The sequence below is a fragment of the Dyadobacter subterraneus genome (assembly GCF_015221875.1).
GTDB classification, from domain to species: domain Bacteria; phylum Bacteroidota; class Bacteroidia; order Cytophagales; family Spirosomataceae; genus Dyadobacter; species Dyadobacter subterraneus.
On sequence record NZ_JACYGY010000001.1, the window covers coordinates 4,722,126 to 4,749,124 of the forward strand.

The 26,999-nt window shown below is 38.9% G+C and carries 24 protein-coding genes; 10 read left to right on the top strand and 14 right to left on the bottom strand.

Annotation, left to right across the window (positions count from 1 at the left end):
• Positions 1-5: 5 nt before the first annotated feature.
• The 8 genes from IEE83_RS19695 to sufC all read right to left on the bottom strand — a co-directional run bounded on the left by IEE83_RS19695 (position 6) and on the right by sufC (position 6,480).
• Positions 6-1,115, bottom strand: coding sequence for a vWA domain-containing protein (locus IEE83_RS19695; protein WP_194122218.1), 1,110 nt, complete (start codon positions 1,113-1,115; stop codon positions 6-8).
• 93 nt (positions 1,116-1,208) lie between these two features.
• Entirely contained in the window at positions 1,209-1,637 is a 429-nt protein-coding gene (locus tag IEE83_RS19700) for a BrxA/BrxB family bacilliredoxin (protein WP_194122219.1), read from the bottom strand.
• A gap of 124 nt (positions 1,638-1,761) precedes the next feature.
• Entirely contained in the window at positions 1,762-2,073 is a 312-nt protein-coding gene (locus tag IEE83_RS19705; protein ID WP_194122220.1) for an SUF system Fe-S cluster assembly protein, read from the bottom strand.
• 60 nt (positions 2,074-2,133) lie between these two features.
• A complete protein-coding gene (locus IEE83_RS19710; protein WP_194122221.1) occupies positions 2,134-2,553 on the bottom strand; it encodes a SufE family protein in 420 nt (139 codons plus the stop codon).
• Positions 2,554-2,572: 19 nt separating this feature from the next.
• Positions 2,573-2,953, bottom strand: a complete 381-nt coding sequence (locus IEE83_RS19715) for a DUF5618 family protein (RefSeq protein ID WP_194122222.1) — start codon at positions 2,951-2,953, stop codon at positions 2,573-2,575.
• Positions 2,954-2,998: 45 nt separating this feature from the next.
• Positions 2,999-4,225: a cysteine desulfurase gene (locus IEE83_RS19720; protein ID WP_194122223.1), complete on the bottom strand. Its 1,227-nt coding sequence runs from the start codon at positions 4,223-4,225 to the stop codon at positions 2,999-3,001.
• Positions 4,226-4,311: 86 nt separating this feature from the next.
• Entirely contained in the window at positions 4,312-5,631 is a 1,320-nt protein-coding gene (sufD, locus tag IEE83_RS19725; RefSeq protein ID WP_194122224.1) for a Fe-S cluster assembly protein SufD, read from the bottom strand.
• Between the two features lie 84 nt (positions 5,632-5,715).
• The gene (gene sufC / locus IEE83_RS19730; RefSeq protein WP_194122225.1) at positions 5,716-6,480 is read right to left on the bottom strand and encodes a Fe-S cluster assembly ATPase SufC; all 765 of its coding nucleotides are present in this window, start codon (positions 6,478-6,480) and stop codon (positions 5,716-5,718) included.
• Between the two features lie 261 nt (positions 6,481-6,741).
• Here sufC and IEE83_RS19735 point away from each other — a divergent pair, with 261 nt between their 5' ends.
• On the top strand, positions 6,742-8,196 hold the full coding sequence (locus tag IEE83_RS19735; protein ID WP_194122226.1) for an arginine deiminase family protein: 1,455 nt from the start codon (positions 6,742-6,744) through the stop codon (positions 8,194-8,196).
• A gap of 71 nt (positions 8,197-8,267) precedes the next feature.
• Positions 8,268-9,224 (top strand): citrulline utilization hydrolase CtlX, encoded by a 957-nt coding sequence (ctlX, locus tag IEE83_RS19740; RefSeq protein ID WP_194122227.1) that lies wholly within the window; start codon positions 8,268-8,270, stop codon positions 9,222-9,224.
• 73 nt (positions 9,225-9,297) lie between these two features.
• Here ctlX and IEE83_RS19745 read toward each other — a convergent pair whose 3' ends face one another.
• On the bottom strand, positions 9,298-9,756 hold the full coding sequence (locus IEE83_RS19745; RefSeq protein ID WP_194122228.1) for a coiled-coil domain-containing protein: 459 nt from the start codon (positions 9,754-9,756) through the stop codon (positions 9,298-9,300).
• Between the two features lie 276 nt (positions 9,757-10,032).
• On the opposite strand from IEE83_RS19745, the gene IEE83_RS19750 reads away from it, so the two are divergent.
• The gene (locus tag IEE83_RS19750; protein ID WP_194122229.1) at positions 10,033-12,093 is read left to right on the top strand and encodes a TonB-dependent receptor; all 2,061 of its coding nucleotides are present in this window, start codon (positions 10,033-10,035) and stop codon (positions 12,091-12,093) included.
• 224 nt (positions 12,094-12,317) lie between these two features.
• A complete protein-coding gene (gene hemW, locus IEE83_RS19755) occupies positions 12,318-13,442 on the top strand; it encodes a radical SAM family heme chaperone HemW (protein WP_194122230.1) in 1,125 nt (374 codons plus the stop codon).
• Between the two features lie 139 nt (positions 13,443-13,581).
• Here the strand turns inward: hemW and IEE83_RS19760 are convergent, their stop codons facing one another.
• On the bottom strand, positions 13,582-15,045 hold the full coding sequence (locus IEE83_RS19760) for a choice-of-anchor A family protein (RefSeq protein WP_194122231.1): 1,464 nt from the start codon (positions 15,043-15,045) through the stop codon (positions 13,582-13,584).
• 516 nt (positions 15,046-15,561) lie between these two features.
• On the bottom strand, positions 15,562-15,984 hold the full coding sequence (locus tag IEE83_RS19765; protein WP_194122232.1) for an OsmC family protein: 423 nt from the start codon (positions 15,982-15,984) through the stop codon (positions 15,562-15,564).
• A 221-nt stretch (positions 15,985-16,205) separates the two neighbouring features.
• Between IEE83_RS19765 and IEE83_RS19770 the strand changes: the two genes are divergently transcribed.
• The 3 genes from IEE83_RS19770 (at position 16,206) to dinB (ending at position 18,578) form a co-directional block, all read left to right on the top strand.
• The gene (locus tag IEE83_RS19770) at positions 16,206-16,751 is read left to right on the top strand and encodes a hypothetical protein (RefSeq protein ID WP_194122233.1); all 546 of its coding nucleotides are present in this window, start codon (positions 16,206-16,208) and stop codon (positions 16,749-16,751) included.
• Positions 16,752-16,849: 98 nt separating this feature from the next.
• The gene (locus IEE83_RS19775) at positions 16,850-17,455 is read left to right on the top strand and encodes a DUF1684 domain-containing protein (protein WP_194122234.1); all 606 of its coding nucleotides are present in this window, start codon (positions 16,850-16,852) and stop codon (positions 17,453-17,455) included.
• A 22-nt stretch (positions 17,456-17,477) separates the two neighbouring features.
• Positions 17,478-18,578 carry a DNA polymerase IV gene (dinB, locus tag IEE83_RS19780; RefSeq protein WP_194122235.1) on the top strand — a complete coding sequence of 367 codons (1,101 nt, stop codon included), beginning with the start codon at positions 17,478-17,480 and terminating at the stop codon, positions 18,576-18,578.
• A gap of 173 nt (positions 18,579-18,751) precedes the next feature.
• On the opposite strand, the gene IEE83_RS19785 is transcribed toward dinB, so the two are convergent.
• Complete coding sequence (locus IEE83_RS19785; RefSeq protein ID WP_228101890.1) at positions 18,752-20,902, bottom strand: M43 family zinc metalloprotease; 2,151 nt, start codon at positions 20,900-20,902, stop codon at positions 18,752-18,754.
• A gap of 215 nt (positions 20,903-21,117) precedes the next feature.
• Positions 21,118-22,047 carry an aldo/keto reductase gene (locus tag IEE83_RS19790; protein ID WP_194122236.1) on the bottom strand — a complete coding sequence of 310 codons (930 nt, stop codon included), beginning with the start codon at positions 22,045-22,047 and terminating at the stop codon, positions 21,118-21,120.
• A gap of 248 nt (positions 22,048-22,295) precedes the next feature.
• On the opposite strand from IEE83_RS19790, the gene IEE83_RS19795 reads away from it, so the two are divergent.
• From IEE83_RS19795 to IEE83_RS19805, 3 genes are read left to right on the top strand one after another with little or no spacing between them, the layout of a single operon-like run.
• A complete protein-coding gene (locus IEE83_RS19795) occupies positions 22,296-24,122 on the top strand; it encodes an ABC transporter ATP-binding protein (RefSeq protein ID WP_194122237.1) in 1,827 nt (608 codons plus the stop codon).
• On the top strand, positions 24,123-25,061 hold the full coding sequence (locus IEE83_RS19800) for a glycosyltransferase family 2 protein (protein ID WP_194122238.1): 939 nt from the start codon (positions 24,123-24,125) through the stop codon (positions 25,059-25,061).
• A 60-nt stretch (positions 25,062-25,121) separates the two neighbouring features.
• On the top strand, positions 25,122-26,087 hold the full coding sequence (locus tag IEE83_RS19805; protein ID WP_194122239.1) for a glycosyltransferase family 2 protein: 966 nt from the start codon (positions 25,122-25,124) through the stop codon (positions 26,085-26,087).
• A 3-nt stretch (positions 26,088-26,090) separates the two neighbouring features.
• On the opposite strand, the gene IEE83_RS19810 is transcribed toward IEE83_RS19805, so the two are convergent.
• A complete protein-coding gene (locus IEE83_RS19810) occupies positions 26,091-26,987 on the bottom strand; it encodes a glycosyltransferase (RefSeq protein WP_194122240.1) in 897 nt (298 codons plus the stop codon).
• Positions 26,988-26,999: the final 12 nt, after the last annotated feature.

The following is a 26,999-nucleotide window of genomic DNA, read 5'->3' on the forward strand; positions in this document are numbered from 1 at the left end:
GCCGGTTATTTCATATTTTTTCTGCGGTTCCGCTGGAAATCTTCCAGTACAAATCCACCTAAACCTTGAAGATTACTATAATAAGCCCGTCCGTTGTTTACCTTCGTAAAATTCTGAACAAACTGTTTTAGATAAGGATCGGTAGCAATCATAAAAGTCGTAACCGGAATTTCCAAACGTCGGCATTGCGCTGCAAGCGTAAGGGTTTTACTAATAATTTTACGATCCAGACCGAAGCTATTTTTATAATATTTGATTCCTTCTTTCAGACAAGTCGGTTTACCGTCCGTGATCATAAAAATCTGCTTGTTTCTGGTTTTCTTGCGACGAAGAATGTCCATCGCCAGTTCCAGACCTGCGACTGTATTGGTGTGATAAGGACCAACTTCGAGATATGGCAAATCTTTTAATTGGATTTGCCAGGCGTCATTTCCAAAAACAATAATATCCAGCGAATCCTTCGGGTATTTTGTACGGATCAATTCGGCCAAAGCTAACGCCACTTTCTTTGCAGGCGTAATTCTGTCTTCTCCATACAAAATCATAGAGTGACTGATGTCAATCATTACAACCGTAGCCGTAGTGGTTTTTTGCTCGCGCTCAACTACTTCCAGATCATTTTCCATCAGCATAAAATCACCGATTCCGTGATTCACCTGCGCATTTTTGATCGATTCAGTCATGGCAATCTGATCCAGCGTATCACCAAACTGGAATTGGCGGATATCACTGCTCAACTCATCACCCGTCCCCATGTAAGGCGTATGATGATTTCCACCTGACTTCGACCTTTTCAATTTACCAAAAATTTCATCCAAAGCACTTTTACGAATGCTTTTTTCGGATTTTGGGGTCATGATGAGCTTGCCCTCGCCGTTTCCTTTTTCTTCCGTGATGTATCCTTTTTTCTTCAAATCATCGAAAAAGTCGCCGATACCATAAGAATCATTGGTAAGATTATATTGTCTGTCCAACTCACTCAGCCACGACATAGCCTCGCTTACATCACCCGATGTCATCAGCAATAGTTGCTGAAAAATATCAAAAAGCTGATCAAACTTGCTATTTCCGGTTTGCTCCGCCGGTACAAATTTGGTGAAACGATGTCCTTGCATAAAACTCAGATTTGAAAAATAAATCTACAAAAAACAGACGGCTACTTTCGAATAATTTTGAAAGTAGCCGTTTAAAATATCAGAAAGAACTAATTATGCTTCTTCTGCACAAAATTCTTCGTATGCCATTTGCAAATGCTGAGCAATCATTTCAGCAGAACGGCCTTCAATGTGATGACGTTCTACAAAATGGATCAACTCACCATCTTTAAAAAGAGCAACCGCAGGAGATGATGGAGGATACGGTAAAGTATACTCACGCATTTTTGAAACAGCCTCAGTATCAAAACCAGCAAAAACAGTAGCCAATTGATCCGGCTTGATTTCACTGCGCTCCAAAGAAGCTCTAACACCCGGGCGGGCAGCACCAGCAGCACAACCGCAAACTGAATTTATCACTACCAAAGCAGTGCCTTTCATATTTTGCATGAAGTTGTCTACTTCTTCCGCACTTGTCAAATCCTGAAAACCGACATTAGTCAACTCCGCCTTCATAGGCGCTACTAACTGTGGAGGATACATATTTTATAAAAGTTTAAAGTTAAAATTTGATTAACTGTCAGTCATTAGCAATTTAGCCTTCGACCTATATAAATTATTTGTTATCCGTAATTTGATTGCCGATAGCTAAAAGCCGACGGCCATATCACATAAATCCGAGTTCCAGCTTCGCTTCTTCTGACATCATTTCAGTTGTGTACGGAGGATCAAAAGTAAGCTCAATACTTACATCATTCACGCCTTCCACCTCTCTGATTTTTTGTTCAACTTCACCCGGCAAAGTACCCGCAGAAGGGCAAGAAGGTGAAGTAAGTGTCATCGAAACGAAAACATTATTTACTGGAAATATTTTCAGGTCGTAAATCAAACCAAGCTCATAAACATCAACCGGGATTTCCGGATCGTAAACCGTTTTGATCGCCTTAACAACTTCTTCCCTTAGTTCTGATTCGCTCATTTCTTTTTTACTTATGATAACAGCAAGTGAAGCGTCTTAGTTTTCACTTTTGATATTTTTTTAATTGGCAGCCTGGTAAGCGATCCCGTAAGCCCGCATTTGTTTCAGCATTGACGCCAGTCCATTAGATCTTGTTTGAGCCAAATGCTGGTGAAGACCAACTCTTTCCATGAAATAAAGGTCTGCACTCGCTATTTCTTCCGGTGTATGTCCCGACAATACTTTTACAAGCATTCCAATCAATCCTCGCGTTATAACTGCGTCACTATCAGCCTCAAATTTTAAAAGATCACCATCCATATAGGCATTTAACCACACTCTGGACTGGCATCCTCTGATTATATTTTCTTCGGTTTTGTATTGTTCCTGCAAAGCTGGAAACTGCTTTCCGAGATCTATAATGTACTCGTACTTACTGTCCCAATCATCAAACAATTCAAAATCGTCGATTAGTTCGTCTTGTGCTTCGTTAATTGTCATAATTTAACAATTCTCTATTTTAAGCATTTGCCATTCGGTTTTCCAACCAATGAATAATTACTTCCGCCTCGTCAAAGCCGGCTTTTGCAACTAAAGCACTTGGATTTCCATCATAGCTCATTGATAAATGTAAAGTATCATAAACTGCAAGAAATCTCCCTAGTAACTTTTTATCAAGAACTGATAATTGTTGCTTATACCAATCAACGTCCTTTCTTCCTTTTCCCTTTTTTCCTAAAAATGAATCCAATGCTACTAGGACACCAACATAAGCAGTGTGTCCAGCCATTTTCACATATTTTTGGTCCTGATAAATTCCATCTTCCTTTTTTGCCTTGTCGGTCAAAATTTCTCTGGCATTATCAAGATATCGCCTTGCTTCAATAATATGAGTATTCATTTTTTAAAAATTTTAGTGTGTAAATATAAAAAATTGTAATGTCAATCAACCCAACATCTTCTTCGCCTTATGAAGGCCTTTGATCAAACCATCAATTTCTTCAACTGTGTTGTAAACAGCAAAAGAGGCTCTGGTGGTTCCTAGAATTCCCAAACGTGACATTAAAGGTTGGGTGCAATGATGACCTGTACGAACTGCAATTCCCTGATTGTCCAGAATCACAGCAATATCCTGATGGTGAAGACCGTCAACAACAAAGGAAAGTACGCTTACTTTTTCTTTCGCCTGACCGATAATTCTCAAACCCGGAATTTCTTTCACCGCTTCTGTTGCGTACAAAAGCAGATCATTTTCATGTTTTGCTATGTTTGGTTTTCCTAGTGTATCAACATAATCGATCGCATATTTTGCAGCTACGACATCCGCGATATTAGGCGTTCCTGCTTCGAATTTATAAGGCAATTCGTTATAAGTCGTTTTTTCAAATGTTACGTGCTTGATCATTTCACCGCCGCCACGGTAAGGAGGCATCGCTTCAAGCAATTCCTTTTTTCCATACAAAATACCCATTCCGGTTGGTCCGTATATTTTGTGAAGTGACAAAGCGTAAAAATCAACATCCAGTGCCCGCACGTCAATGGTCAAATGTGAACTTGCCTGTGCCCCATCCAGCAAAACCTTAGCTCCTACTTTATGCGCTTTTTCAATGATTTCAGCAACCGGATTAATTGTTCCTAAGGCATTTGAAACATGTACAACGGAGACAAATTTTGTTTTTTCCGAAAGCATCTTTTCATACTCATCCATCAAAAGCTCTCCTTCATCATTAATCGGGACTACTCTTAAAACACAGCCTTTTTCCTCACAAAGCATTTGCCACGGAACAATGTTCGAATGATGTTCCATTGTGGAAATGATAATTTCATCTCCTTCTTTCAGAAATTTCCGTCCGTAAGTTTGCGCTACCAGATTAATACTGTCAGTTGTGCCGTAAGTAAAAATAACTTCCTCGGACAATTCAGCATTAATAAATTTCTGTAATCTGCGGCGTGAGTCTTCAAAAGCTCCCGTCGCTTTTTCCGCTAAATGATGAATTCCGCGGTGAATGTTGGCATTATAATGTTCGTAATATCCCGACAGCGCGTCCAGTACAATACGAGGTTTTTGCGTTGTAGCGGCATTGTCAAAATACACGAGTTGTTTTCCGTTAACTATCTCATTAAGAATTGGGAAATCATTACGGATGGACGCTATATCTGGGAAATCAGTCATTTTAATGAAGTATTAAGAAAAATGCCCAACCCAATTGAAGAGAAGGTTGGGCATTATAATAAGTATTTGTAAAGACAGAACGAGAATTAGCTCCTCGAAAGTTTCTCTGCGATTACATTTTCAAGATATTCACGAATTGAATCGATTTTTATCTGAGAAACTACGTCGGCACAGAATGCAAACATCAAAAGAGACATCGCTTCCTGCTTCGAAATTCCGCGTGAACGCATGTAAAATAATGCTTCCTCATCGATTTGTCCGGTTGTAGTTCCGTGTGAACATTTCACGTCGTCAGCAAAGATTTCAAGCTGAGGTTTTGTATACATCGTCGCATCCGTTGACAAAACAATGTTTTTACAAGACTGAAATGCGTTGGTTTTCTGAGCGTCAGGACGTACAAATATTTTACCATTGAAAACACCTTTCGACCTATCGCGCAAAATTCCCTTGTATAACTCGTTACTTTCAGAATTTGGTTTGCAGTGATCAGCAACCGTATGGTTATCAACATGCTGCGATCCATCCGGGAAGTAAAGTCCATACATGTGCGCCTCGCAATGTTCGCCGTCAATAACGATATTCAGATTGTTTCTTGTAAACTTTCCGTTCAAAGTTACCGTTGCCGCGTAAAAATGCGATTTCTCCAGCATACGAACCTGCGTGGTTCCGATATGGTAAGCATTTTCACTTTCATTCTGCACTTTATAATATTCTACGCCTGCTTCTTCACCAACATTGATTTCGGTAACAACATTCGTAAATGAGCGCTCTTCACCGATAGTTCTGAAAGCTTCTGCAATTTTTACATGTGCATTTTTCCCAACCGCAATGATATTACGCGGCTGACTTCCCACATTTTCAACTCGTGCATCACTAACAAAACGAAGAATTACCGGATGCTCAACAGTCTGATTGTTTGGTACATAAATAAAAACTCCGTCGTGAGCAAAAGCAGTATTCAGTGAAGTAAATGCATCCGTATCTTTCTTCACCAATTCATCAAAATAAGAATTGACAAGATCCGGATTGTTTTTGTAGGCATTCTGCAAAGAATCTATGATGATCTGATCCGTAGAAGAAACCACCGTAGAAAGTGCGGCGTTGTAATGACCGTTTACAAAATACAATATATTAGCAGCCTGCTCAGGCATTTTAAGATCAATAAGATCTTCAGCCGAAAGTGTGTCGCTTGTATTAAAGTTATAGGAAGCACTGATCAGGTCACGAACATTGCTGTATTTCCATTCCTCGTTTTGAGGCGTTGGGAAACCCAATTCCTCAAACTGAACGATGGCAGCACGTTTTTTCTGGTGAAAAGCAGATTTTGCTTCGCCATTCATCACGGATTCCCGTGCGTGAAAGTCAGTGATTAATTTTGTTCTTAAATCTATTGTTTCGGTACTCATTCCGTTTTGGTATTGAAAGTGATGTTATTTGATCAACCCGCTGGTCAATCCAACAATAACCTGAAAATTAAAACTGACAGATTATTAGTTTACTTCCTGAGCCTCAACTTCGGCTTTAATCCAGTCATATCCTTTTTCTTCCAATTCAAAAGCAAGCTCTTTTCCTCCGGATTTAACAATTCTTCCTTTATAAAGTACGTGTACAAAATCGGGAACGATATAATCCAGAAGACGCTGATAGTGAGTAACAACGATCGCAGAACGTTCAGGAGAACGAAGTGAATTCACACCTTCCGCAACAATACGCAAGGCATCAATATCAAGTCCTGAATCCGTTTCATCCAAAATCGCCAGTTTCGGTTCAAGAACCGCCATCTGGAATATTTCGTTACGTTTTTTCTCTCCACCTGAGAACCCTTCGTTCAAAGCACGTTTCAAAAGGGAATCATTCATGCTAACCAGTTTCGCTTTTTCACGTACCATTTTAAGGAAACGTGCCGCGTCCAAAGGTTCTTCGCCGTTATATTTACGAATTTCGTTAACCGCAGTTTTCAGGAAATTTATAGTAGTAACACCCGGAATTTCAACAGGATACTGGAAAGCAAGGAAAATTCCTTCTGCTGCTCTTTCTTCTGCTGCAAGGTCCAATAAATCTTTTCCGCCAAAAGTAACGCTTCCGCCAGTCACCTCATACTCTTCTCTTCCTGCCAATACGGATGCCAAAGTACTTTTCCCTGATCCGTTTGGCCCCATGATGGCATGAACCTCACCTGGTTTGATTTCCAGATTAATGCCTTTTAATATTTCTTTGCCGTCTATTGAGGCACGCAATCCATTAATTGAGAGCATAACTAATTTTATACTTGTATATGTAGTTCTTGGTATTTTACCGCAAAAGTAGTAAGCTTTGGTCGTATATGAAAATAACCACCCCGGTTCCAAACAAACATTATGGTAATACATCTTTATTAACCTTTTTCAAGGCATCAATGTTCCATAAATGAGGATATTTTGGACAGACTTTATTATAAAAGTAGGCAAAGCAATTAACAAATATCCCAATTGTAAATTATCCGCATTACTTTGCGGCCCGGGTTTAAGTTTGATATTATGATAAAAACAGATAAATCGCTCTCACAAGAAATACAGGTTTCAACGGAAGTAGGCAGGTTAAGAAGACTATTAATTCACAGTCCTGACCGTGGACTTGGCAAAGTTGTTCCTTCAAAGGCTCAGGACTGGCTTTTTGAAGATATTGTTCATCTGGACACGATGCGGAAAAAGGAATATGATTATTACGTAAAACTGCTTCTCTATTTCCTCGATCCCGGAAAAATCAAAGGAAAATTAAAAGAAATAAATGACGATAAATCCCGCTCTTTTTTTATTCCAGGGTCGGAAAAATATTTCAATTCTGACAAAGTCGTTGATATTCAGAAACTTTTAGCCGAGATTTTGCTCGATGCAAATATCAGGGTCAAGTTAACAGCCGCCATTTGTGGTATTGAACGTTGTTCGTATCAAACACAAAAGGAACTGAATACTTTTGATGCGAATGAACTTGCCAAAATATTCATTTCCGGTTCTTTGTCGGATAAGCGGATGTTGTTTGCGCCTTTGCCCAATCTGATTTTCATGCGTGATATTGGCATTGTAATCAATGATCATATTTTGCTGAACAAGCCGGCAAAATCTGCCCGGACGAGAGAATCTATTTTAGCACAATTTATTTTCTTTCACCATCCAATGTTTGCTTCGTTTAAAGATAACATCATTGAAATCCCGGAAAACGAGCGCCATTTTTTGCTTCCTGATGATGAAAAAGCAAGTGATTACCACCGCTGTACTTTGGAAGGTGGTGATGTAATGATGGTTGCTCCGAACCATTTACTTATCGGTTGCAGCGAGCGCACTTCGATTTATGCAGCACAGCAAGTGATGAAAATATTGTTTGAGAAAAATGTGGTAGAGAAAATTTCGATCATAAAAATTCCAAAAAAACGGGATTACATGCACATCGATACCATTTTCACTCAGGTCAAAAAAAATGTCTGGGTTTTGCTCAGCAGTATTGGAAGACTTGGCGATGAAGCAAAAAAGAAAGATGTTTTGCATTTTTTTGCTCCGAAAGTCCATAATCCTGATTTTCAGATTTTACAGTTTATCAAAGGGCAAGAACAAAATCCTGTTGAAATCGAAAATCTGGAAGATCTGCTTACTGAAATCAGTAAACAAGATTTGAAAAGTGAGGAAAAAGTACAATTTATTTATTCCGGCAATAATGAATTCCCCTATGGAGAACGCGAACAATGGACAGATTCCTGTAATTTATTGGCGATAAAAGATGGCGTTGTGATCGGTTATGACCGGAATGATAAAACGCTGGACGCCTTCCGGGAAAAAGGTTTCAGGATCATTAAGGCGAAAGATCTGATTCAAAAATTTGAAAATGACGAGCTTTCCCCGGATAATTTAACAAATACTTTTATAACACTTCCGTCGGCGGAATTGTCAAGAGCCAGGGGCGGATCGCATTGCATGAGTATGCCAATATTAAGAGATTAAGAAGGATTGCAAACCGACTACTTAAATCGTAAATTGCATATACTTCCCAACCACTGAAACCAATAACTCCTATGCGCCCGATAGCCACTTCCATTCATACACAACCACAATCAACTGCCAGAATCATGATGATCCGGCCGGTTCAGTTTGGTTTTAATACTGAAACTGCTGCAAGCAATGAATTTCAGCAAAAGGATTTTGATCATAGCAGCAGCGAAGAAACTCAGACAAAAGCACGTGAAGAATTTGACCTGATGATTTCTCAATTGTCGCTAACAGGTTTGGATCTGCATATTTTTGATGATACGGATGATGTGTACCGACCGGATGCTGTTTTTTCAAACAACTGGATTTCTTTTCATCAAAGCGGGAAAGTGGTTTTATATCCCATGATGGCAGAAAATCGCAGAGCGGAACGCCGGCTGGATATTATTGAAGCATTAAAAAAAGATTTCCTGGTCGAAGAAGTGATCGATCTTACTCATTTTGAAAATGAAGGAAAATATCTGGAAGGTACCGGAAGTATGGTTTTGGACCGACGATATAAAATTGCTTATGCCTGTCTTTCACCAAGAACACATCCCGAAGTTCTGGACGCTTTTGCGGATGCATTAGGTTATGAAATTGTTACTTTTTCAGCTTCTGACGAAAATGACAAAGCAATTTATCACACGAATGTGCTGATGTGTGTCGGCGATATTTTCGCCGTGGTTTGCCTTGAATCAATTAAAGATCCTGATGAACGCCAGAATGTGAGAAACATGCTGGAAGAAACGAACAAGTACATTATTGAAATTTCCCTTGAACAGGTAAGGCATTTCGCAGGAAATATGCTGATGGTAAGAAACTTGAAAGGAGATAAGTTTTTGATGATGTCGACGCAGGCCTATGAAACATTAACGGAAACACAACATAAAATTCTTCTCGATTATGCCCGAATCATTCATACCGACCTTTCCATAATCGAAACAAACGGGGGTGGTTCGGCGCGGTGTATGATGACAGAAATTCATTTACCGCTTAAATAAAAAATATTTGTCAGTAACAAAAAATGGCCGACCCTTTATAGATCGACCTTTTTTCGTTTAAAATAAGATTTGATTAATCTTTCAAATCTGCTTTAACTTTATCCATTTTAGCACGCGTTTCAGATTTGAAATTATCCCATTTCTCATCTGTTTCGGCCTGTAATTTATTTAGAGATTCTTTCAAATCTTCTTTTTCTTTTTGCAGCTCTTTTTTGCGTTCTTTCCACTTGTCTTTTTCCTTCGCCGTCGCTTTATCCATTTTAGCATCAGCCTCTTCTATTTTATTATCTATTTTGCTGATAGCGCCATCAATATCTGTTTTCAAAGATTCTTTTTCATCCTTGAATTTTGATTTGAAATCATCACCTGCATCTTTCAAATCTTCTTTGGCGTCATCAATATTTTCCTTTGCGTCATTTTTGGCTGCTTCCGCAGTTTCATCAGCAGAATTTTTAGTCTTTTCAGAGCAACTGCTAAAAGTTAACATTCCAATTGTTAACATTGAAGCTACGATCCAGGTTATTTTTTTCATTTTTTTTGTGTTTAAATTAAAACTTTGAATCAACTTAATCATTCAGGAATGAGGTTAAAAATATCCTACCAGCCCTTTATTAGTTACCAAAAAACTTTTGCTGTGGAAAAACGTACTCATAAGCATCGATTTTAGCTGAAAAAATCAACTTTATTAATGCAGAACCTGTTTTAGACCAAAAGTATAATTTTAGTCACAAATGCCTTTCGTTATCACATCACTTTTGTTACTATGTATTTAATGGAGAGCTTTGCTTTACATTCCTAACCAAAACCTATGTCACGATATTTATTAATTTCCATTTTTTCCTGTTTGCCGATTTTACAAAGCTTTGCCCAAACAGCTTTACCAAGTGATACTTTGACGGCAAAACAACTTGATGAAATTACTGTCAACGCTTTTGAATCAAGAACCAACCGACTTTCGACCACCGCAACCGTAGGTTTACTCACGGCAAAATCAATAGAAAGATTTTCTTCAACGACTTGGACCAATGCCGTAAACGCAATTCCCGGAGTCAGAATGGAAGAACGTTCACCCGGGAGTTACCGGTTTTCCGTTCGTGGAAGTTTAATACGCTCGCCATTTGGTATTCGTAATGTTAAATTTTACTGGAATGGAATACCTTTCACTGATGCGGGGGGAAATACACCTTTAAATTCCCTGGATTTTGGAGCCGTCCAAAGTATGGAAGTGATTAAAGGACCAGGAAGCAGTTTGTACGGAGCAGGAACAGGCGGCGTAGTTTTAATGCAAAGCCGTACTGATAATCCATCCATGAACAGGGTTGAGCAAAGCGTTGGTTATGGAAAATACGGTTTCCAAAGCAGAAGCACGACTTTGCAAGTTGGCGATATTTCTGTTCAATACGGTCACCAGGAACAGGATGGCTACCGCAAACAAAGTGGAATGGTGCGTGATGCAATCCGATTTACCTCGAATAGTAAAGTTGGAAAAGGTACACTTTCTTTATTAGGAATGTATTCCGATCTGATGTACCAAACCCCTGGCGGAATTACTTTGGCTCAATATAGAACAGATCCGAAACTAGCCCGTCAGTCTTCTCCAACAGTTCCGGGAAGTGAAGCACAACATGCGGCCATTTATAGCAAATTTGCTCTTTTAGGAGGTAATTATTCTATAAATCTTAATGACAACTGGACACAAAGCACCGCACTTTACCTTACCACAAATGATTTTGCCAATCCGTTTATTTCCAATTATGAAAAAAGAGATGAACAAGGAATGGGCGGAAGAAATATCTGGCAGAATACTTCTCAAATCGGAAATGTAAAGACAAACTGGACAACCGGTTTTGAATGGCAATACAGCAAATCAGCACAAAGAAATTATGACAATAATGGAGGCGTTCCTGGAAAACAACAAACTGTTGAAGATGTCCGCACAAGTGCGCTAACGGCATTTACCCAACTGGAAGCAGTTCTTTTTTCTGATTTAACTGTCACAGCAGGCGTAAGTTATAACACATCAAAATATAAATACGAACGTTTCTTTGTGCTTCCATACAGCAAAGAGCAAAGAACCTTTGACGGAATTTTTGTTCCAAGATTTGCGCTGAACAAAATCATTGCAAAAACCTGGGCAGTTACCGCATCTTACAGCAGCGGATTCTCCCCTCCTACCTTACAGGAAGTGCGTCCTTCGGCTGGTGGATTTCACAGAGATCTTGAAGCGGAACGTGGTATGAATACGGAAATTGGAATTCGTAAAATCAGTAACCGAATTACGGCAGAGATTAATGCATATCATTTTGGTCTGAAACAAACCATTGTGAGAAGGACAAACGAAGCCGGCTCTGAATATTTTATCAATGCAGGAAAAACAAAACAGATTGGCTTGGAATGGAATCTCGGATATGACCTTGTAGCAAACCCGAAATCTGCTATTTTGTTAAGAATCTGGGATTCGGGAACTTATACAAAATATACCTATGACAACTACCAGTCCGGTGACGTTAATTTGAGCGGAAAATTAATCCCAGGAATTCCAAGATTGATACAAACAACAGGCCTTGATGCAAAATTCAGATATGGTCTGTCTCTTTATGCAACCTATCAGCACGGTAGCACCCTTTATCTGGACGACGCAAATACAATCAAAAATACGCCATACAACCAGTTTACAGCACGTGCTGCCTGGAAAAAAAGCTGGGGAAATCATTTTTACAGCGAAGTTTCTGCCTCAGCCGAAAAAGTTAACGCTGCCATTTATAGTCTGGGTTATGACTTAAACGCCTTCGGAGGCCGCTATTACAACGCCGCACCAAAAAACAATCTTTGGGCAGGGGTGAAAGTTGGCTGGGAATGGAAAAAATAATTGTTAATGGTAAATTGTTAATTGTTAATGATGGCGATTTGGGATTTTTCGACTTATCTATCTATTTGCTTTTTGGGTAGTTTCTTGAGCTAGTTTTTTCGGCTTGATTATCAAAAATGAAACTCCAAATCTATTTCCCCTGTTCCTTTCAAATCCATTAAGACTAATTGGGCCAAAAATTGTCAATGAGCAATTATTAACCCTTAACAATTAACCATTAAAAATTGCACCTCTACGTCCATATTCCCTTTTGCAGACAAGCCTGTCATTATTGTGATTTTCATTTTAGCACGAATACAACAAATAAACGCGCTATTGTGGAAGCCATTGCGAGAGAGATTGTTATAAGAAAGAATTATTTATCCTCGAAAGAACTGGAAACCATTTATTTTGGTGGTGGTACACCCTCCTTGCTTGATGAATCTGAATTGTCTTTTTTAATGGAAACAATTCGTACTCATTTTGAGGTTGATGAAAATGCGGAAATTACGCTTGAAGCAAATCCTGATGATCTTGACAGAGAAAAACTGACTCAGTTATTTAATGCCGGAATTAACAGGTTAAGTATAGGAATCCAGTCTTTTCACGAACCGCACCTCAGGCATCTTAACCGGATACACGATTCCTACGAGGCTGGAAATTGCGTAAAACTTGCGCAGGAAGTTGGTATTAATAATATTTCCATCGATTTGATCTATGCCATTCCAGCTCCCGATCATACGATTTTAGAATCTGATATTCAAAAAGCTTTTGAATTAGACATCGCTCATATTTCTGCCTATTGCCTGACTATTGAACCGCAAACTGCTTTTGGCAGCTGGTTGAAGAAGAAAAAAATAAAGCCGATTGATGAAGAATTTGCAGCCCAGCAATTTGAGATTTTAACAGCCGGGCTCGCTTCAAATGGATATGAGCAATACGAAATTTCAAATTTTGCCAGAAATAAAAAATACAGCCGGCACAACAGTTCTTACTGGAAACAGCATCATTATCTGGGTGTAGGACCAAGTGCTCATTCGTATAATGGCGTGAGCCGGGAGTATAATGTATCGAACAACGCACAGTATCTCGCCGCAATTCAGCAGGATAAAATTCCTTCAACAATAGAGAATCTTACTCAGGCCGATCAGGTAAATGAATATTTGCTTACCGGACTTCGGACTAAATGGGGATGTGAAATTTCAACACTCAACAGCTTATCTGACAATCAGTTTGAACTACAAAACCGCGCTGAAATTTCCATGATGGCCCAAAAAGGCTTGTTATTTATTGACAACGGAACAATTCTTCTAACTCAGGCGGGAAAACTATTCGCAGACCGCGTTGCGAGCGATTTGTTCCTGGACTAGGATTTCCAGCTATTATCACTAAAAGCCAATCACTATTACCCTGACAGCTAAAAATGTCAAAAGGGGCGTATAGAATCAAAGATTCCACACACCCCATTTCGATTAAAATTCAAAGTTCAACTTAGGTTAGGTACTGTCTTTACTGCTTCACAATTTTGGTGCTGCTCACTGCGCCATTCAATTGTTTTAGCTGAATAATATATATGCCCGAGCTAAAATTTGACAAATCAAGTTTGCCGGAAGCTGCGGACATTGAAAATCTTTTTCCTGCTGTATTGATCACCGATACTTCTTTTACTTTCGTCCAATCCTGCGTTTCAATGGTGGCCTGGCTTACAACCGGATTTGGATAAACAGAAACTGCCGAAGGCAAATCAAGAGAAATCTCAACGACGCGGCTATATGCAAACGTAGCATCCCTGTCAATCATTTTAAGTCTGTAATAATTTTCTCCATTTGCAGGATTACTGTGCGTAAACTGATAATTCGATAATACAGTGCTTTCACCTTTTGCGATAACGGTCCCTATCAAATTCCAGTTTTTAGCATCGACACTATGCTGTATTTCAAAACGATCACTATTCGTTTCAGCAGTTGTAGCCCAGTTCAGGCTTGTCTGAATCCCTTCTTTTTGCACTGAAAAAGAAGTTAAAGTAACCGGAAGCGGTGTTGTCGTTGGTGTAATGAATGAAGAACACAAATTGTGAAATTCAAAACCATTGGTTTGTTCAACATTGCCGCCGATTATTGCCTGCCCGTTGATACTGCCACCATTTCCTGACAAATCCGCTGATGGCGCCAGCACCGCAGCCTGTAAAGCATAACTGGCTAAGGATATATTTGTGGCCAAAGGAAAATTAAATAACATTCTGGTTCTTAAATCATCTGGCATCGAGCCACCATTTATATCAACAATTTTATTGGTTACGTTAACCAGTATCTGAGAATTGGGCGGGATACTATTGAAAGTCAAACCAAAAGTTTTTCCCGTTGGAAGCGTCAGGCTGAATACATTAGTTGATGCCGTTGTACCATTTAGCTGGATGTCTACATAATTGCCGTAGTCATTGTAAACGACTGTTCCCGTTGTTGTAATGGCGGCTAAAGTAGTGGATAAGTTAACATAATTTGTTTTAAGCGTTCCAAATGCAAGGCGATTTGTAATCGGCCCGATATTGGTTCCCTGTCCGCTGGCATGGGTGGGATATTGTGATCCCGCTGTTACTGTGTTATAAATAAAATTACCTACAATCGAATAGTTGTTAGCATTGTTAAAATTTCCATTGACAATAAAGTTATCAGTATTGTCCGGCGCAGGAGCTCCAATAGATCCGTGGCCAACTGAATAACTTGAAGGTGCGGTAAAATCACCAGCCACGGCCAGTCTTCCCTCCGTATCACCACCCGTAGCATGCAGATTTCCAAAGACAATCGCATTAAAATTTCCATTACCATTAAATCCTGAACCGAAATAATTTCCAGGTACTGTAAGCGCTACGGTTGAATTACATTGGGCATAAATCTGGTTTTGTAAACCAAGAGAAAAACTGGCAAGAATCAGGCTCGCAAGTCTGACATAATTTAATCTAAAAAACGTTTTCATAGAGTCCAGGTTAAGATTAATAATTGCACTATTTTAATTTTATGTAAAAATTCTCTGTATTTACGTGAAACGATTAATTTTGGATTACGTAGTATCAAATATTTTACAACAAAATCACAAAGCACTTATATATAGCATATTAACTGGAACAAATATAGTAATCGTATTAAGCTAGTTTCGCAAAAATGATTATAAAAAGCTTAGATTTGAATTTTTGTAGAATTAATTATATTGTATTTTACCAATATGTAGACAATTATCGAGAAACCATAAAACTAGAATTACAAGTCTTTCGAAGTAATTGTACAGTGCGGAGCGATTTGAACAATCTGACATTGAGAATTATTAGTAAAGTTATTTTTTTGCTTTATTATCCAGTTCTAATTCTATTTCAAAAAGAAGCGTAAAGAAATGATGGAAACCTTATTTTGGTATAGGCAAAAAAATATTGGCATCTGAATGATTTTTACAAACCATTCAGATGCCAATAGTCAGTTCCGGAAAACTGGTTAGAAATTACGCAAGCAACTCAACTTCCAAAGTTTTTTCTGCATTTAAAACTTTTGACACAGGACATTTTTCTTTTGCCGCATGAGCAATTTCATCAAATTTTTCAGCTGTAATACCAGGTACTTTCCCTTTCAAAACCAATGCGCTTTTTGTGATCGCACCTTGTGAGGGATCAAGTGTAATAACCGCAGAAACGCTAAGTTCATCAGCAGTAAAACCAGCTTCGTTCAAAAGAAAACTCAATTGCATGGCAAAACATCCTGCGTGTGCTGCTGCAATAAGTTCTTCCGGATTTGTTCCCACACCGTCAGCGAAACGGGTATTAAAAGAATATTGTGTATTTTCAAGGACAGTGCTTTGAGTACTCAATGTACCAGTTCCTTCTTTTCCGGTACCTTTCCAAACGGCATTTGCTCTACGATTGATCATATTTTTATTTATTTTTTGAATAATTAGTTGTGTTAACTTACCAATGGGAAAAATACTACCTTACAATTACCAATGCAAATTATTTAATTATTAATACTACACCTGTTTTGATACCTCTGGCATTATTTTGTCAATAAAAAGTTAACGTCCCTACTTTATTAGGGGTTTTAAAAAACTTAGCGCACATTTGTGCAAGTACAACTCATAAAATTTAAATAGTCATGACAAAAAAGCTAATTCCATTATTATTCGTTATTGCAATTCTTTTCCAGGGATGTAAAGGTGATGACGGTGCTCCGGGTGTAGATGGAGGAACTGTATTAGGGACAACTTTTGATCTTACAAAGGTCAATTTCACCTCTGCAAACAAGTACTTAACCAGTTATACTTTTGCAGCGACTTCACCGAATGTAAAAGTTCTGGAATCCGACCTGGTACTCATTTATATTTACTGGGGGGAAGATGTTCTTGGCAATAAACTAGACGCGTGGCGTTTGTTACCACAAACTACTTTCAATACAGGATTGGGAACTTTGATTTATAACTTTGATCGGACAGCAACAGATTTTTCTATTTTCCTTGACGGAAATGTTGATTACTCGAAGTTATCAACTGACTGGACTTCTAACCAGACTTTCCGTGTTGTTATCATTCCATCTGATTTCAGTTCAAGAAAAAGCGGTACAGTTGATTACAGCGATTACGAAGCGGTTAAAAAATTCTATAATATCGACGAAAGTAAAATAGCAAAGTATCCTGCTAAATAATATTTGAAGCCGGTTCATAACTGTATTGCAAAAAGGATACGGTTGGAAAAAATCACAAAATCCGGTAACTTTTTACCGGATTTATTTTTTTACTCACTATGAAAAATATTCTTAACCTAGCTTTATTATTAATTATTTGTATTTCCGGAAAAGCCCAGACCTTCGAAAAAGAAACCGAACTTTTCAGAAAGCATTATAAAGAAGATTTTTTAAAATCTAAAAATTCGCCTTTAAAAAAGGACGATCTCGCTTATCTCCGTTTTTTCGAGCCTGATTCCACCTATCGCGTCAAAGCAATTTTTAAAAGAATCGAAAAAAGCAGGCCTTTTGAAATGCCCACTTACAGCGATACCAATAAAACTTATGTAAAATACGGTCAGCTTAAATTCCGTCTGCACGGCCGCAGACAATCACTCATTGTTTACAGAAGTTTGAGTTTACAATCTCTTCCTCAATATCGTGATTATTTGTTTTTACCTTTTAAGGATAAAACCAATGGATTGCAATCCTATGGCGGGGGCCGCTATATTGATTTAAGAACGGGTGATATCAAGGATAATGTGGTGGAACTGGATTTCAACAAAGCATATAATCCATACTGCGCATATAGCGACGGGTATCATTGCCCGATTCCACCAGCGGCTAACCATTTGACGGCCAAAATTGAGGCCGGTGAGAAAAATTTTGCCAAGGAACATAAATAAAAATTGCTATGTTTCTTAATCCATGTCTGATTCACCGCCATCGCACCGTAAAATAATCCACATTGATATGGATGCATTTTATGCGTCCGTGGAGCAGCGCGACTTTCCCGAATACAGAGGAAAACCTTTGGCCGTGGGAGGTTCCCCAACAGGACGTGGCGTGGTAGCAACGGCTAGCTATGAAGCCAGAAAATTTGGCGTACGTTCAGCGATGTCTTCCCGAAAAGCAATTCAGCTTTGCCCGGATATTATTTTTGTTTTCCCAAGATTTGATGCCTACAAAGCAGTTTCCCGAAGTATCAGGGAAATATTTCAGCGTTATACCGATATTATCGAACCGCTGTCGCTGGATGAAGCTTTTCTGGATGTTACACAAGATAAACTGCAAATCGGTTCTGCTCTTGAAATTGCAAAGCAGATCAAAAAAGCAATAAAAGATGAACTTAACCTGACTGCGTCGGCGGGCGTTTCCACTAATAAATTTGTTGCCAAAATTGCCTCCGATATCAATAAACCTGATGGTCTTACTTTTATTGGACCTTCCAAAATTGAGACATTCGTAAACAATCTTCCGGTTGAGAAATTTTTTGGCGTGGGAAGAGTTACGGCTCAAAAAATGAATAATATGCAGTTATTCACAGGAGCTGATTTAAAGAAACTAACAGAAAATGAACTGGTTAAGCATTTTGGAAAAGCAGGACATTTTTATTTCAAAATTGTAAGGGGTATAGATGAACGGGAAGTGCAGACCCACAGAGAAACCAAATCTCTTGGAGCGGAAGATACGTTTACTTATGATTTAAGTACCGTCGATGAAATGCATAAGGAGCTTGATATTATTGCGGAAACCGTTTTCAGAAGATTGCAAAAAAGTCAATTAAAAGGACGCACGATTACGCTGAAAATTAAATATAACGACTTCACACAAATCACCAGAAACTTTTCCTATTCCCATCCCGTGGGAGATTTTGAAACCATTTTCAATACAGCCAAACAACTTTTGGAAAAGGTTGATATGGAAGAAAAGACAGTACGCTTACTGGGAATTTCGCTGTCAAATTTTGGCGAACCAGAAATTAAACCCAGAAAACCGCGCGACCCGGAGCAGCTGGAATTATTTTGATTCCCGTTTTTAACGATGATGCTAAATAAAAAAAACGCTTTACCGACCGAAATCTAAGTAAAGCGTTACGTAACAATTGAGCGTAGGTTAAACTTTTTATATACTATCGGCTGACGGTTTCGGAATGACTATTTCAACAAGTTGATAGTCCTTTGCCGACTGCCGAAAGCCCTTTAATATTTCATTATTTTCTTGGTAAGCGTTTTTGTATCAAATACAGCTTTTACAATGTACAATCCTGCTGCTGAATTTTGCAGGTTAAAATCAAAAACATTGGTACTCACCTCTCCACTTGGCAAAGTCAGTTTTGCGACTTCATTTCCCGTGACCGAATAAATTGTAATAGACTGTAAACCTGTCGGATGCGGATAGAACTGCACCGATATTTCTCCGCTTGTGGGATTTGGCGTGACAAGAAAACCAGCTTCTTTGAGGTTTGGATTGACCGTCACGGTTCGAATATTAATATCATCCAGATAAATATCATTCTCGTTACCATTGATATTTACGAAGGCAATAAGCACATTTCCTTTGCTAATATAATCGGTAATATTAAGCTCTTCCTGACGCCATTCTGATGCTGTCGGGGCAAATGCGGTTCTGGTAGCAGCTGTTCTTGTTATTAGATTTGGTCCCCATTTTTTGTATAAACTCGTATAGGTCAATCCGCAGTCTGTACTGATCATTACCTGAAGTGTATCCCATACATTTCCCGTAGTGGTTGACGAAGTGTAGGTTGCAGCAGCCACTTGAAACGATACAAATGCAGAATCTACACCCGCTATATTCACAGTAGGACTACGTAAATAATCCTTCTGGCCAATAGCTAAGTAATCGAAATTTCTGACCCTTGCTGAAGCATTTCCGGTTTTTGCAGCATCCGTTGTTTTTTCCCAGGTTTGTCCGCCGTCCGGATTGACAACATCCCAGGCCGTTGGCGGAAATGTTCCTTCAAAACCTTCAACAATCGGCGGTGCGGAAGGTAAATAATAAATAAAATCGAAACTGAGCATATCATTGGAAGTATCCTCATCCTGAGCGCCGTTTGGATTGACAGAAGTAACAGTCAGAACATGATTTCCTTCAACTGTCGTAATACTGGCCAGGGTAACAGTCGTTTCCGAGTAGCTGGCCAGCGAACCTGTCCATTTGTAGCTCACCACCGGACCATTATCCACGCTTGTGTTAATCGTTACCGATGTGATGGTTTCGGATCCGCGGTTTCTGAGTATAACCTGAGGCGTAAACGTATTCGCACATAAACGCTGATCCGGCTGGGTAATTTGCTTAATCGATGCATCCTTGCCTTTCAAATCCAATGCCTGACAACCTTTTGATGAGCTTAAAATCGACCGGTAGTTTGCAAAAGCAGTTTCCATCCTGGCAACCTGCTCGACTGTAAACATCAAAAGGCATGCATCCGCTGTATAATCCATATAATTCTGATACATGATACCTGGCGAAGTTGTTGTACAATTGTCAGTCACAACCCCCGTTCTGCAAGTACTTGAACTGTTTCCCTGATTAGGCGTGTCTGATACGCCGTCACTTCCTGCGCAGCTTCCGTTATCATCACCCCAGATATGAATCAGGTTAAAGTAGTGTCCTATTTCGTGTGTAAGTGTTTTACCTTCATTAAATCCGGTTGCATTTCCACCGGGCAAGCTATTATAGGCAATTACAACTCCTTGCTCCTCAGGACTTCCATCATTTGGGAAAGTAGCATAACCTAAGGTATTGTTAGACAAAACACAAATCCAGATATTCAAATAACTATCCGGATCCCAGGCCGTTGCACCTCCTGTTGCGGAGTGTTTTACATAATTACTGGTATAGTCAAAAGATGTTTGGGTAGTACTATATCTGACAATTCCTGTTGTTGGTTCATCGTTTGGTGTGCGCTGAGCAAGACAAAACTGAATTCCCGACGAGCCGAACAAGCTTTTGAAATATGACGGGATTTTAGAAGCACCTGCGTTTAATCCTGCATAATCTTTATTGATGGTATCGAGCTGAGCCCGAATTTGTGCGTCCGTTACCTGTGCCTGGTTTCTCATCACAACGTGAAAAACCACCGGTACAGTTACCAGCTCTCCTGTTTTCATAGATTTTCTGCTTGCAATACGCTCAGCAACGAGCTTGCGAAGCTGCTCCTCTCTTTCACTGAATTTTTGCCTTAAACCTGGATTTGCAGAAAATCTTTGTTCCAAAAGCGGCATGGTAGCACATCTTTCCTGAGCTTTTACAAAAAAAGGAAATGCCAGAAGAGAAATTATAAGAACCAGTTTGGATAAATTTATTGCATCAATATTTAATTTGGACATTTTTTCAAGATGGTAATGTTGACGATTTAGAGCTTGTCAGGGGCCTCCGATTCATACGTCGTGCCGATATTTACTACGTACGAAAAAAAGACCGTGAATGATGCAACCCGATTCTTATTTAATTTCAATTTAATTTTTTCGAGGACTATACTATACGTTTGGGCATGAAGTAACCGGAAAGTGAATTGAAATTCAAAAATATCCGAAAGAAATGATCAAACCGTTTCAATATATTTTAACATCATCTTCAAACCGGCCTCGTCAGGAAGTTTTCCAAAACCCGCTCCCATGTTGTCAACTAGATGTTTTTTATCAGAAGTGCCCGGAATCACACAGTTGACAGCCGGATTTGCAAGAATGTATTTTAAGAAAAATTGCGCCCAGCTTTTGATATCATAATCCCCTGCCCACGGCGGCAACGCTTTACCTTTTACCATTTTAAAAAGCGACCCGCTATCAAAAGGCTCATTAATGATAACGGCCACACCGTTATCCTGAGCCGTTTTAAGCAGACTTTTCTCTGCATTTCTTACCTTGATGGAATAATTGAACTGCACAAAATCAACCACCTTTGACCTAACAATCTGTTCCAGCTGCTGATGTGCAGAAACGGAATAATGTGTTATCCCGGCGTACCTGACTTTCCCTTCTTCCTTCCATCCCTTGATCGTTTTTAGATGCATCTGCCAATCCTGCAAATTATGAACTTGCATGAGATCCATCGTTTTTCTTCTCATTTTCAGAAAAGATTCATTCATCTGGTCAATTCCTGCCTGTTTTCCTGTTGTCCAGACTTTCGTAGCGTAAAAGAAATTATCTTTAAAATCCAGACCCGCAGTAAGATCGCCTATTACTTGCTCTGCCCTTCCATACATCGGGGAAGAATCAATTACTTTTCCACCCAACTTATTCATGCTGGTTAAAACTTCGGTTAATCCTTCCTTTTCAGAAGGAGAATCTCCCACGTCAAATTGGATCCACGATCCTAACCCCACAACTGGCAATTTTTCCTTTGTACCCGGAATATTTCTTTGCAACATAGTCTGTTGGTTTTCAGCCATGATATTTTCATAATTCAATAACGCAGCTGCGCCTATGCAACCAATCTGCATCATCGCCTCCCGCCTTGATATCTCATTTTTCATAAGCCTGGTTTTTCAGGTCAGGTATTAAAAAGTTATTCCAATGGTGAAATTTATTCTTCCATTTCCAACCATTTCTTTTTGGATGGGTCTCCTATCAAAACGCATTTCCCGAAAAAACACAATTCCGAGTGCTATTTAAAATTAAAACCGTTACTTTTTTGTTACTAAATATCTTGTCTCAATATAAATCTTGAAAGGGTTCTGTCCCTTATGGCATAAAAACTTATCTTTGTGCCTTTATATAAAAAATGAAAACATACTTCCGATTATTATCTTTTGCCAGGCCTATTGAACGATTCGCCATTCCATACCTTATCTGCACGGTTCTTGGTGTAATTTTCACTACATTAAATTTAGCCTTGCTTGCTCCATTACTGATGACTTTGTTCAAAAGTGGAACAGCAGGAACAGAATTGATTAAAGAGCCAAAAAGCTGGTTTGATGTAGCCGATTACTTGAATTATTTTGCACAGCAGGCCAATCTTACCTATGGCCCTTATGGTGCTTTACAACTTGTTTGTGCAGTGATTGTAGGATCGGTTCTTCTTGGAAACATCTTCCGTTATTTTTCCCAGAGAATTATGGAAAACCTTCGGATACATACATTGTTGAATCTGCGTAAAACGGTTTTTAACAATGTAATGAACCTTCAGGTCGGTTATTTCAGCAATCAGCGTAAGGGAGATATCATTGCGAAAATTGCCTCAGACGTAGGCGTTGTCCAGTTTTCTGTGACAGGAACTTTGCAGGTTCTTTTTAAAGAGCCTTTGCAGCTGCTGGCTTATGTGTTTATGCTGTTTTCCATTTCGTTCAAATTGACGATTTTCGCCGTTCTTGTAATCCCGATTTCAGCATTTATTATATCCAAAATTGTAAAACGGTTAAAAGAACAGGCTAAACAAGCCCAGGAAATGTTTGGGTTGATGATCAGTTATCTGGACGAAGCTTTAACAGGTATCAAAATCATTAAGTCTTTTAACGCAACTCAGGCAATCAAAACAAAATTTGATTCCGAAAACGTGCGCTATTCAGATCTTGGAAGAAAAATGGCTCGCCGTCAGCAACTTGGAGGTCCTGTTTCCGAATTTTTAGGTGTAAGTATGGTTACTTCCATTGTTTTATATGGTGGTTCTCTGATTCTTGATAATCAGTCTGATCTGAGCGTTGCAGCATTTATTTCCTACATCGGTATTTTCTCGCAGGTTATGCGTCCTGCAAAAGCAATCACAGATTCGTTTAGTACAATTCACGCTGGTATTGCTGCCGGAGAGCGTGTTCTGGATCTGATTGACGAAAAACCAACCATTGTTGATTCTCCTGATGCCGTAGCCATAACTTCATTTAATGAAGCCATTCGTCTGGAAAATCTTTCCTTTACATACTCGGAAAGAACGGTTCTTAAATCTATTAATCTTACTATTCCAAAAGGAAAAACCATTGCATTGGTTGGACCCTCTGGCGGAGGAAAATCTACTTTAATGGATTTGATTCCAAGATTTATTGAAGCCGAAAAAGGGAAAGTCACGATTGACAATGTTGATGTAAAAGACATTACCATGGAATCGCTTTGGTCACTGATTGGCGTTGTAAATCAGGAATCGATGCTTTTCAATGATACTATTTTCAACAACATTGCTTTTGGTATGCCAAATGCCACGCAGGAACAGGTTGAAAATGCAGCAAAAATTGCAAATGCTCACGAGTTTATTCTTCAAACTGACCATGGTTATGAAAGCAATATCGGTGATCGTGGAATGAAACTTTCAGGTGGACAAAAACAGCGTATTTGTATCGCCAGGGCCGTTTTGAAAAATCCACCGATCATGCTTTTGGATGAAGCCACTTCGGCGCTTGATACCGAATCAGAAAAACTGGTGCAGGAAGCTTTGAATAATCTGATGAAAAACAGAACTTCTCTGGTGATTGCCCACAGATTAAGTACAATTCAAAATGCCGATTTAATTGTGGTGCTTGAAGACGGACAAATTATTGAGACAGGAAATCATATGCAGCTCATGGCAAGTCACGGTTTGTACAAAAAACTGATTGACATGCAGCAGTTTACAGAAGTATAAATGGAAGAATTACCATTAATTTCTATTGCTTTATGCACTTTCAACGGTGAAGAATTCATTAAGGAACAGATGAATTCTTTGCTGTCGCAAACTTATTCCAATCTCGAAATTATCGTTGTTGATGATTGTTCAACAGACAATACCGCCTTCATTCTGAATCAGTTTGTTCTGAACCATATCAAAATAAAACTGTACAGAAACGACAAAAATCTTGGCTACAACAGGAATTTTGAGAAGGCTATCAAATTGTGCAGCGGCGAATTCATAGCCATGTGCGACCAGGACGATATCTGGGATAAAGACAAAATAAAAATTCAGTTTGAAGCCATCGGCGACAGTGAATTAATTTATCATGATTCTGAATTTATTGATTCACTAGGCAATCCGATCAACTTTAAAATGTCGGATAAATTCAATTTTTACAAAGGAAAGAGTCCGCTTCCTTTTTTGTATATGAATTGCGTTTCAGGCCACAGTGTGCTAATCAGAAAATCACTTCTGGCGCATATTTTCCCGTTTCCTGATGGTTTTCATTATGACCAGTGGCTGGCTTATATTGCTGCGGATAAAGGGAAGATTGATTATGTTGAAAAATGTCTGGTTCAGTACCGCCAGCATGATAAAAATACCACCGATATACTTGCCGTTCGAAGCAAGCACCAGAAGACAAGCAAGGAAGTTAAAATTGAAAAACTGAAACAGGAAAGTCTCTGGCTGAAAGTTTGCGCTGAGCATAGTAGCGGTTTCAATTTTGATTTGGTTATGAAGCTTTATCAACTTTGTCTTAAAAGAAATTCTTCCTTTGTTAATTTTTCCTATGGCTTGAAAATCTGGAAAAATGAAGAATCGCTTTTATTTTTATTGAAAAAAAACAAGACCAGTAAGTTCTTCTTTACGTTAAGAAAAATATGGGGACCCGGCACTAAACGTATTGTTTGAGTGCCTGTAAATAATCCCTTCCTAAACCTAAAAGTGCAGCCATCAGACTGCCAGTCCGGAATGAACGATCAACAAAATACACCGCTTGTCTCTATTGCACTTTGCATTTATAATGGAGAAAAGTTCATGAGAGAACAGCTGGAAACGCTTGTTAACCAGACATATCCTAATCTGGAAATTATCGCCGTCGATGACCGCAGCAAGGATTCTTCTCTGGCGATTTTAAAGGAATATGCTGATAAATATCCTTTTTTTACATTCTACGAAAATGAAGAAAATCTAGGTTACGTCAAGAATTTCGAAAAGGCAATTTCTTTATGCAACGGCGAATTGATCGCACTATCCGATCAGGACGATATTTGGGATCTAGATAAAATCCGGCTGCAAGTAGAAGCCATTGGTGACAGCCAGCTTGTATATCATGATTCTACGCTGATTGATGAGAAGGGAAAACCGACGGGTAAGAAAATGTCGGATATCATTAACCTTTACAGTGGCGACAATCCGAAAACCTTTCTTTTTTTCAATTGTATTTCCGGCCATAGCTGTATGATCCGGAAAGATTTGTTGCCTTGGGCGCTTCCCTTTCACAAGGATTTCTTTCATGACCAGTGGCTGGCTTACGTGGCTGCTAATGTTGGTAAAATTGAAGTGATCCACGATTCTCTGGTTCAATATCGTCAGCATAGCACCAGCTCGACAGATATTATGAACAAAAGAAAAAAGATCAATAAAAAATATCATGAGAACCGGGATATTCTCAAAATGCAGAAAGAGCTGAAATGGCTGAAACATTGCCAGAGTTACAAATTCAACAAGTATCAGGATTTTGTAAATCGCCTTGTGACGCTTTTTGAAGAAAGGTTGAGTACGTTTTTATCATTCCGCTACTCCCGTTTACTGAATGAGGAATATCAATCGTTATATTATATTCCAAAATACAAAAAAGCCAGTCAGTCAGCATATGTTTTCCGGCATATCTGGGGAATGAAATCAAAAATTTTGTGGGCAAGAATTTTTGGATAATTATTACTCACCAAATCCAAAATGCTGTTCAACCAAATGGATATATCCTTTGAAGAAAAGTCTTAAAGGCATTCTTTTGGATTTTGCACCGGAAAGCAGCATTTTTTGAATTTCACCGAAAGAATAACCCCATTCCAACATTTGCTCAACAACATTTTTAATCGCTCTTTTTTCAGTGAGGTAAATAACCTTTTCGTCAACAATTTTAGTTGTTGTCAGCGGAAGATGCGCATTCCATTTTCTGTGAAGCTTCAAAATGGTTTCAAACCATTCCCGGTCGAAATTTCCTTCAGACGAATGTTTCATCAGGATGTCATAGGTCACCACAATTTTATGTTTGCCAAAAATGCTCAGGCAAAAATCAACATCATATCCGTGAAAACCTCGGAGCAATTCTTCATCGAAAGGCTTATCCTTTAAAACATTTTTTCTGGCGCAAAACCACATCCCGTCAACACATACTACCTCACTTAGTTTTTGCAGATAAGGATTGTGGTAAGCGTGAATTTCTTCCTTGTTTTTAAGTTTAAAACCCTGAACTACATTTTGGAAGGACCTGTCAGGCGAGTTATATTCAACACAATACCATCCCGAAGGCGCCAGCGCCTTGTAACCTCCACCAGCCACGCCTACAACACCGATTTCCTTATTTTCTGAAAAAATGTTCAGAAGAATATTTCCCCAATTTTCCGTTTTTATTTCAATATCCTCATGCATGAAACACAGAATATCAAACTTCGCCTTTCTTTTTCCTTCATTATAAACCGCACAAATCCCCCGCTTTCCTTCACTATTATCGATTCCAATAATTTCAAAAGGAACACCTATGGTCTGATCAATATTCTTTGAAACTTGTTTTAGTTCTTCGGCGTCAGCAGAGCAGATTATTATCGATATCATTAATTTTCGGGT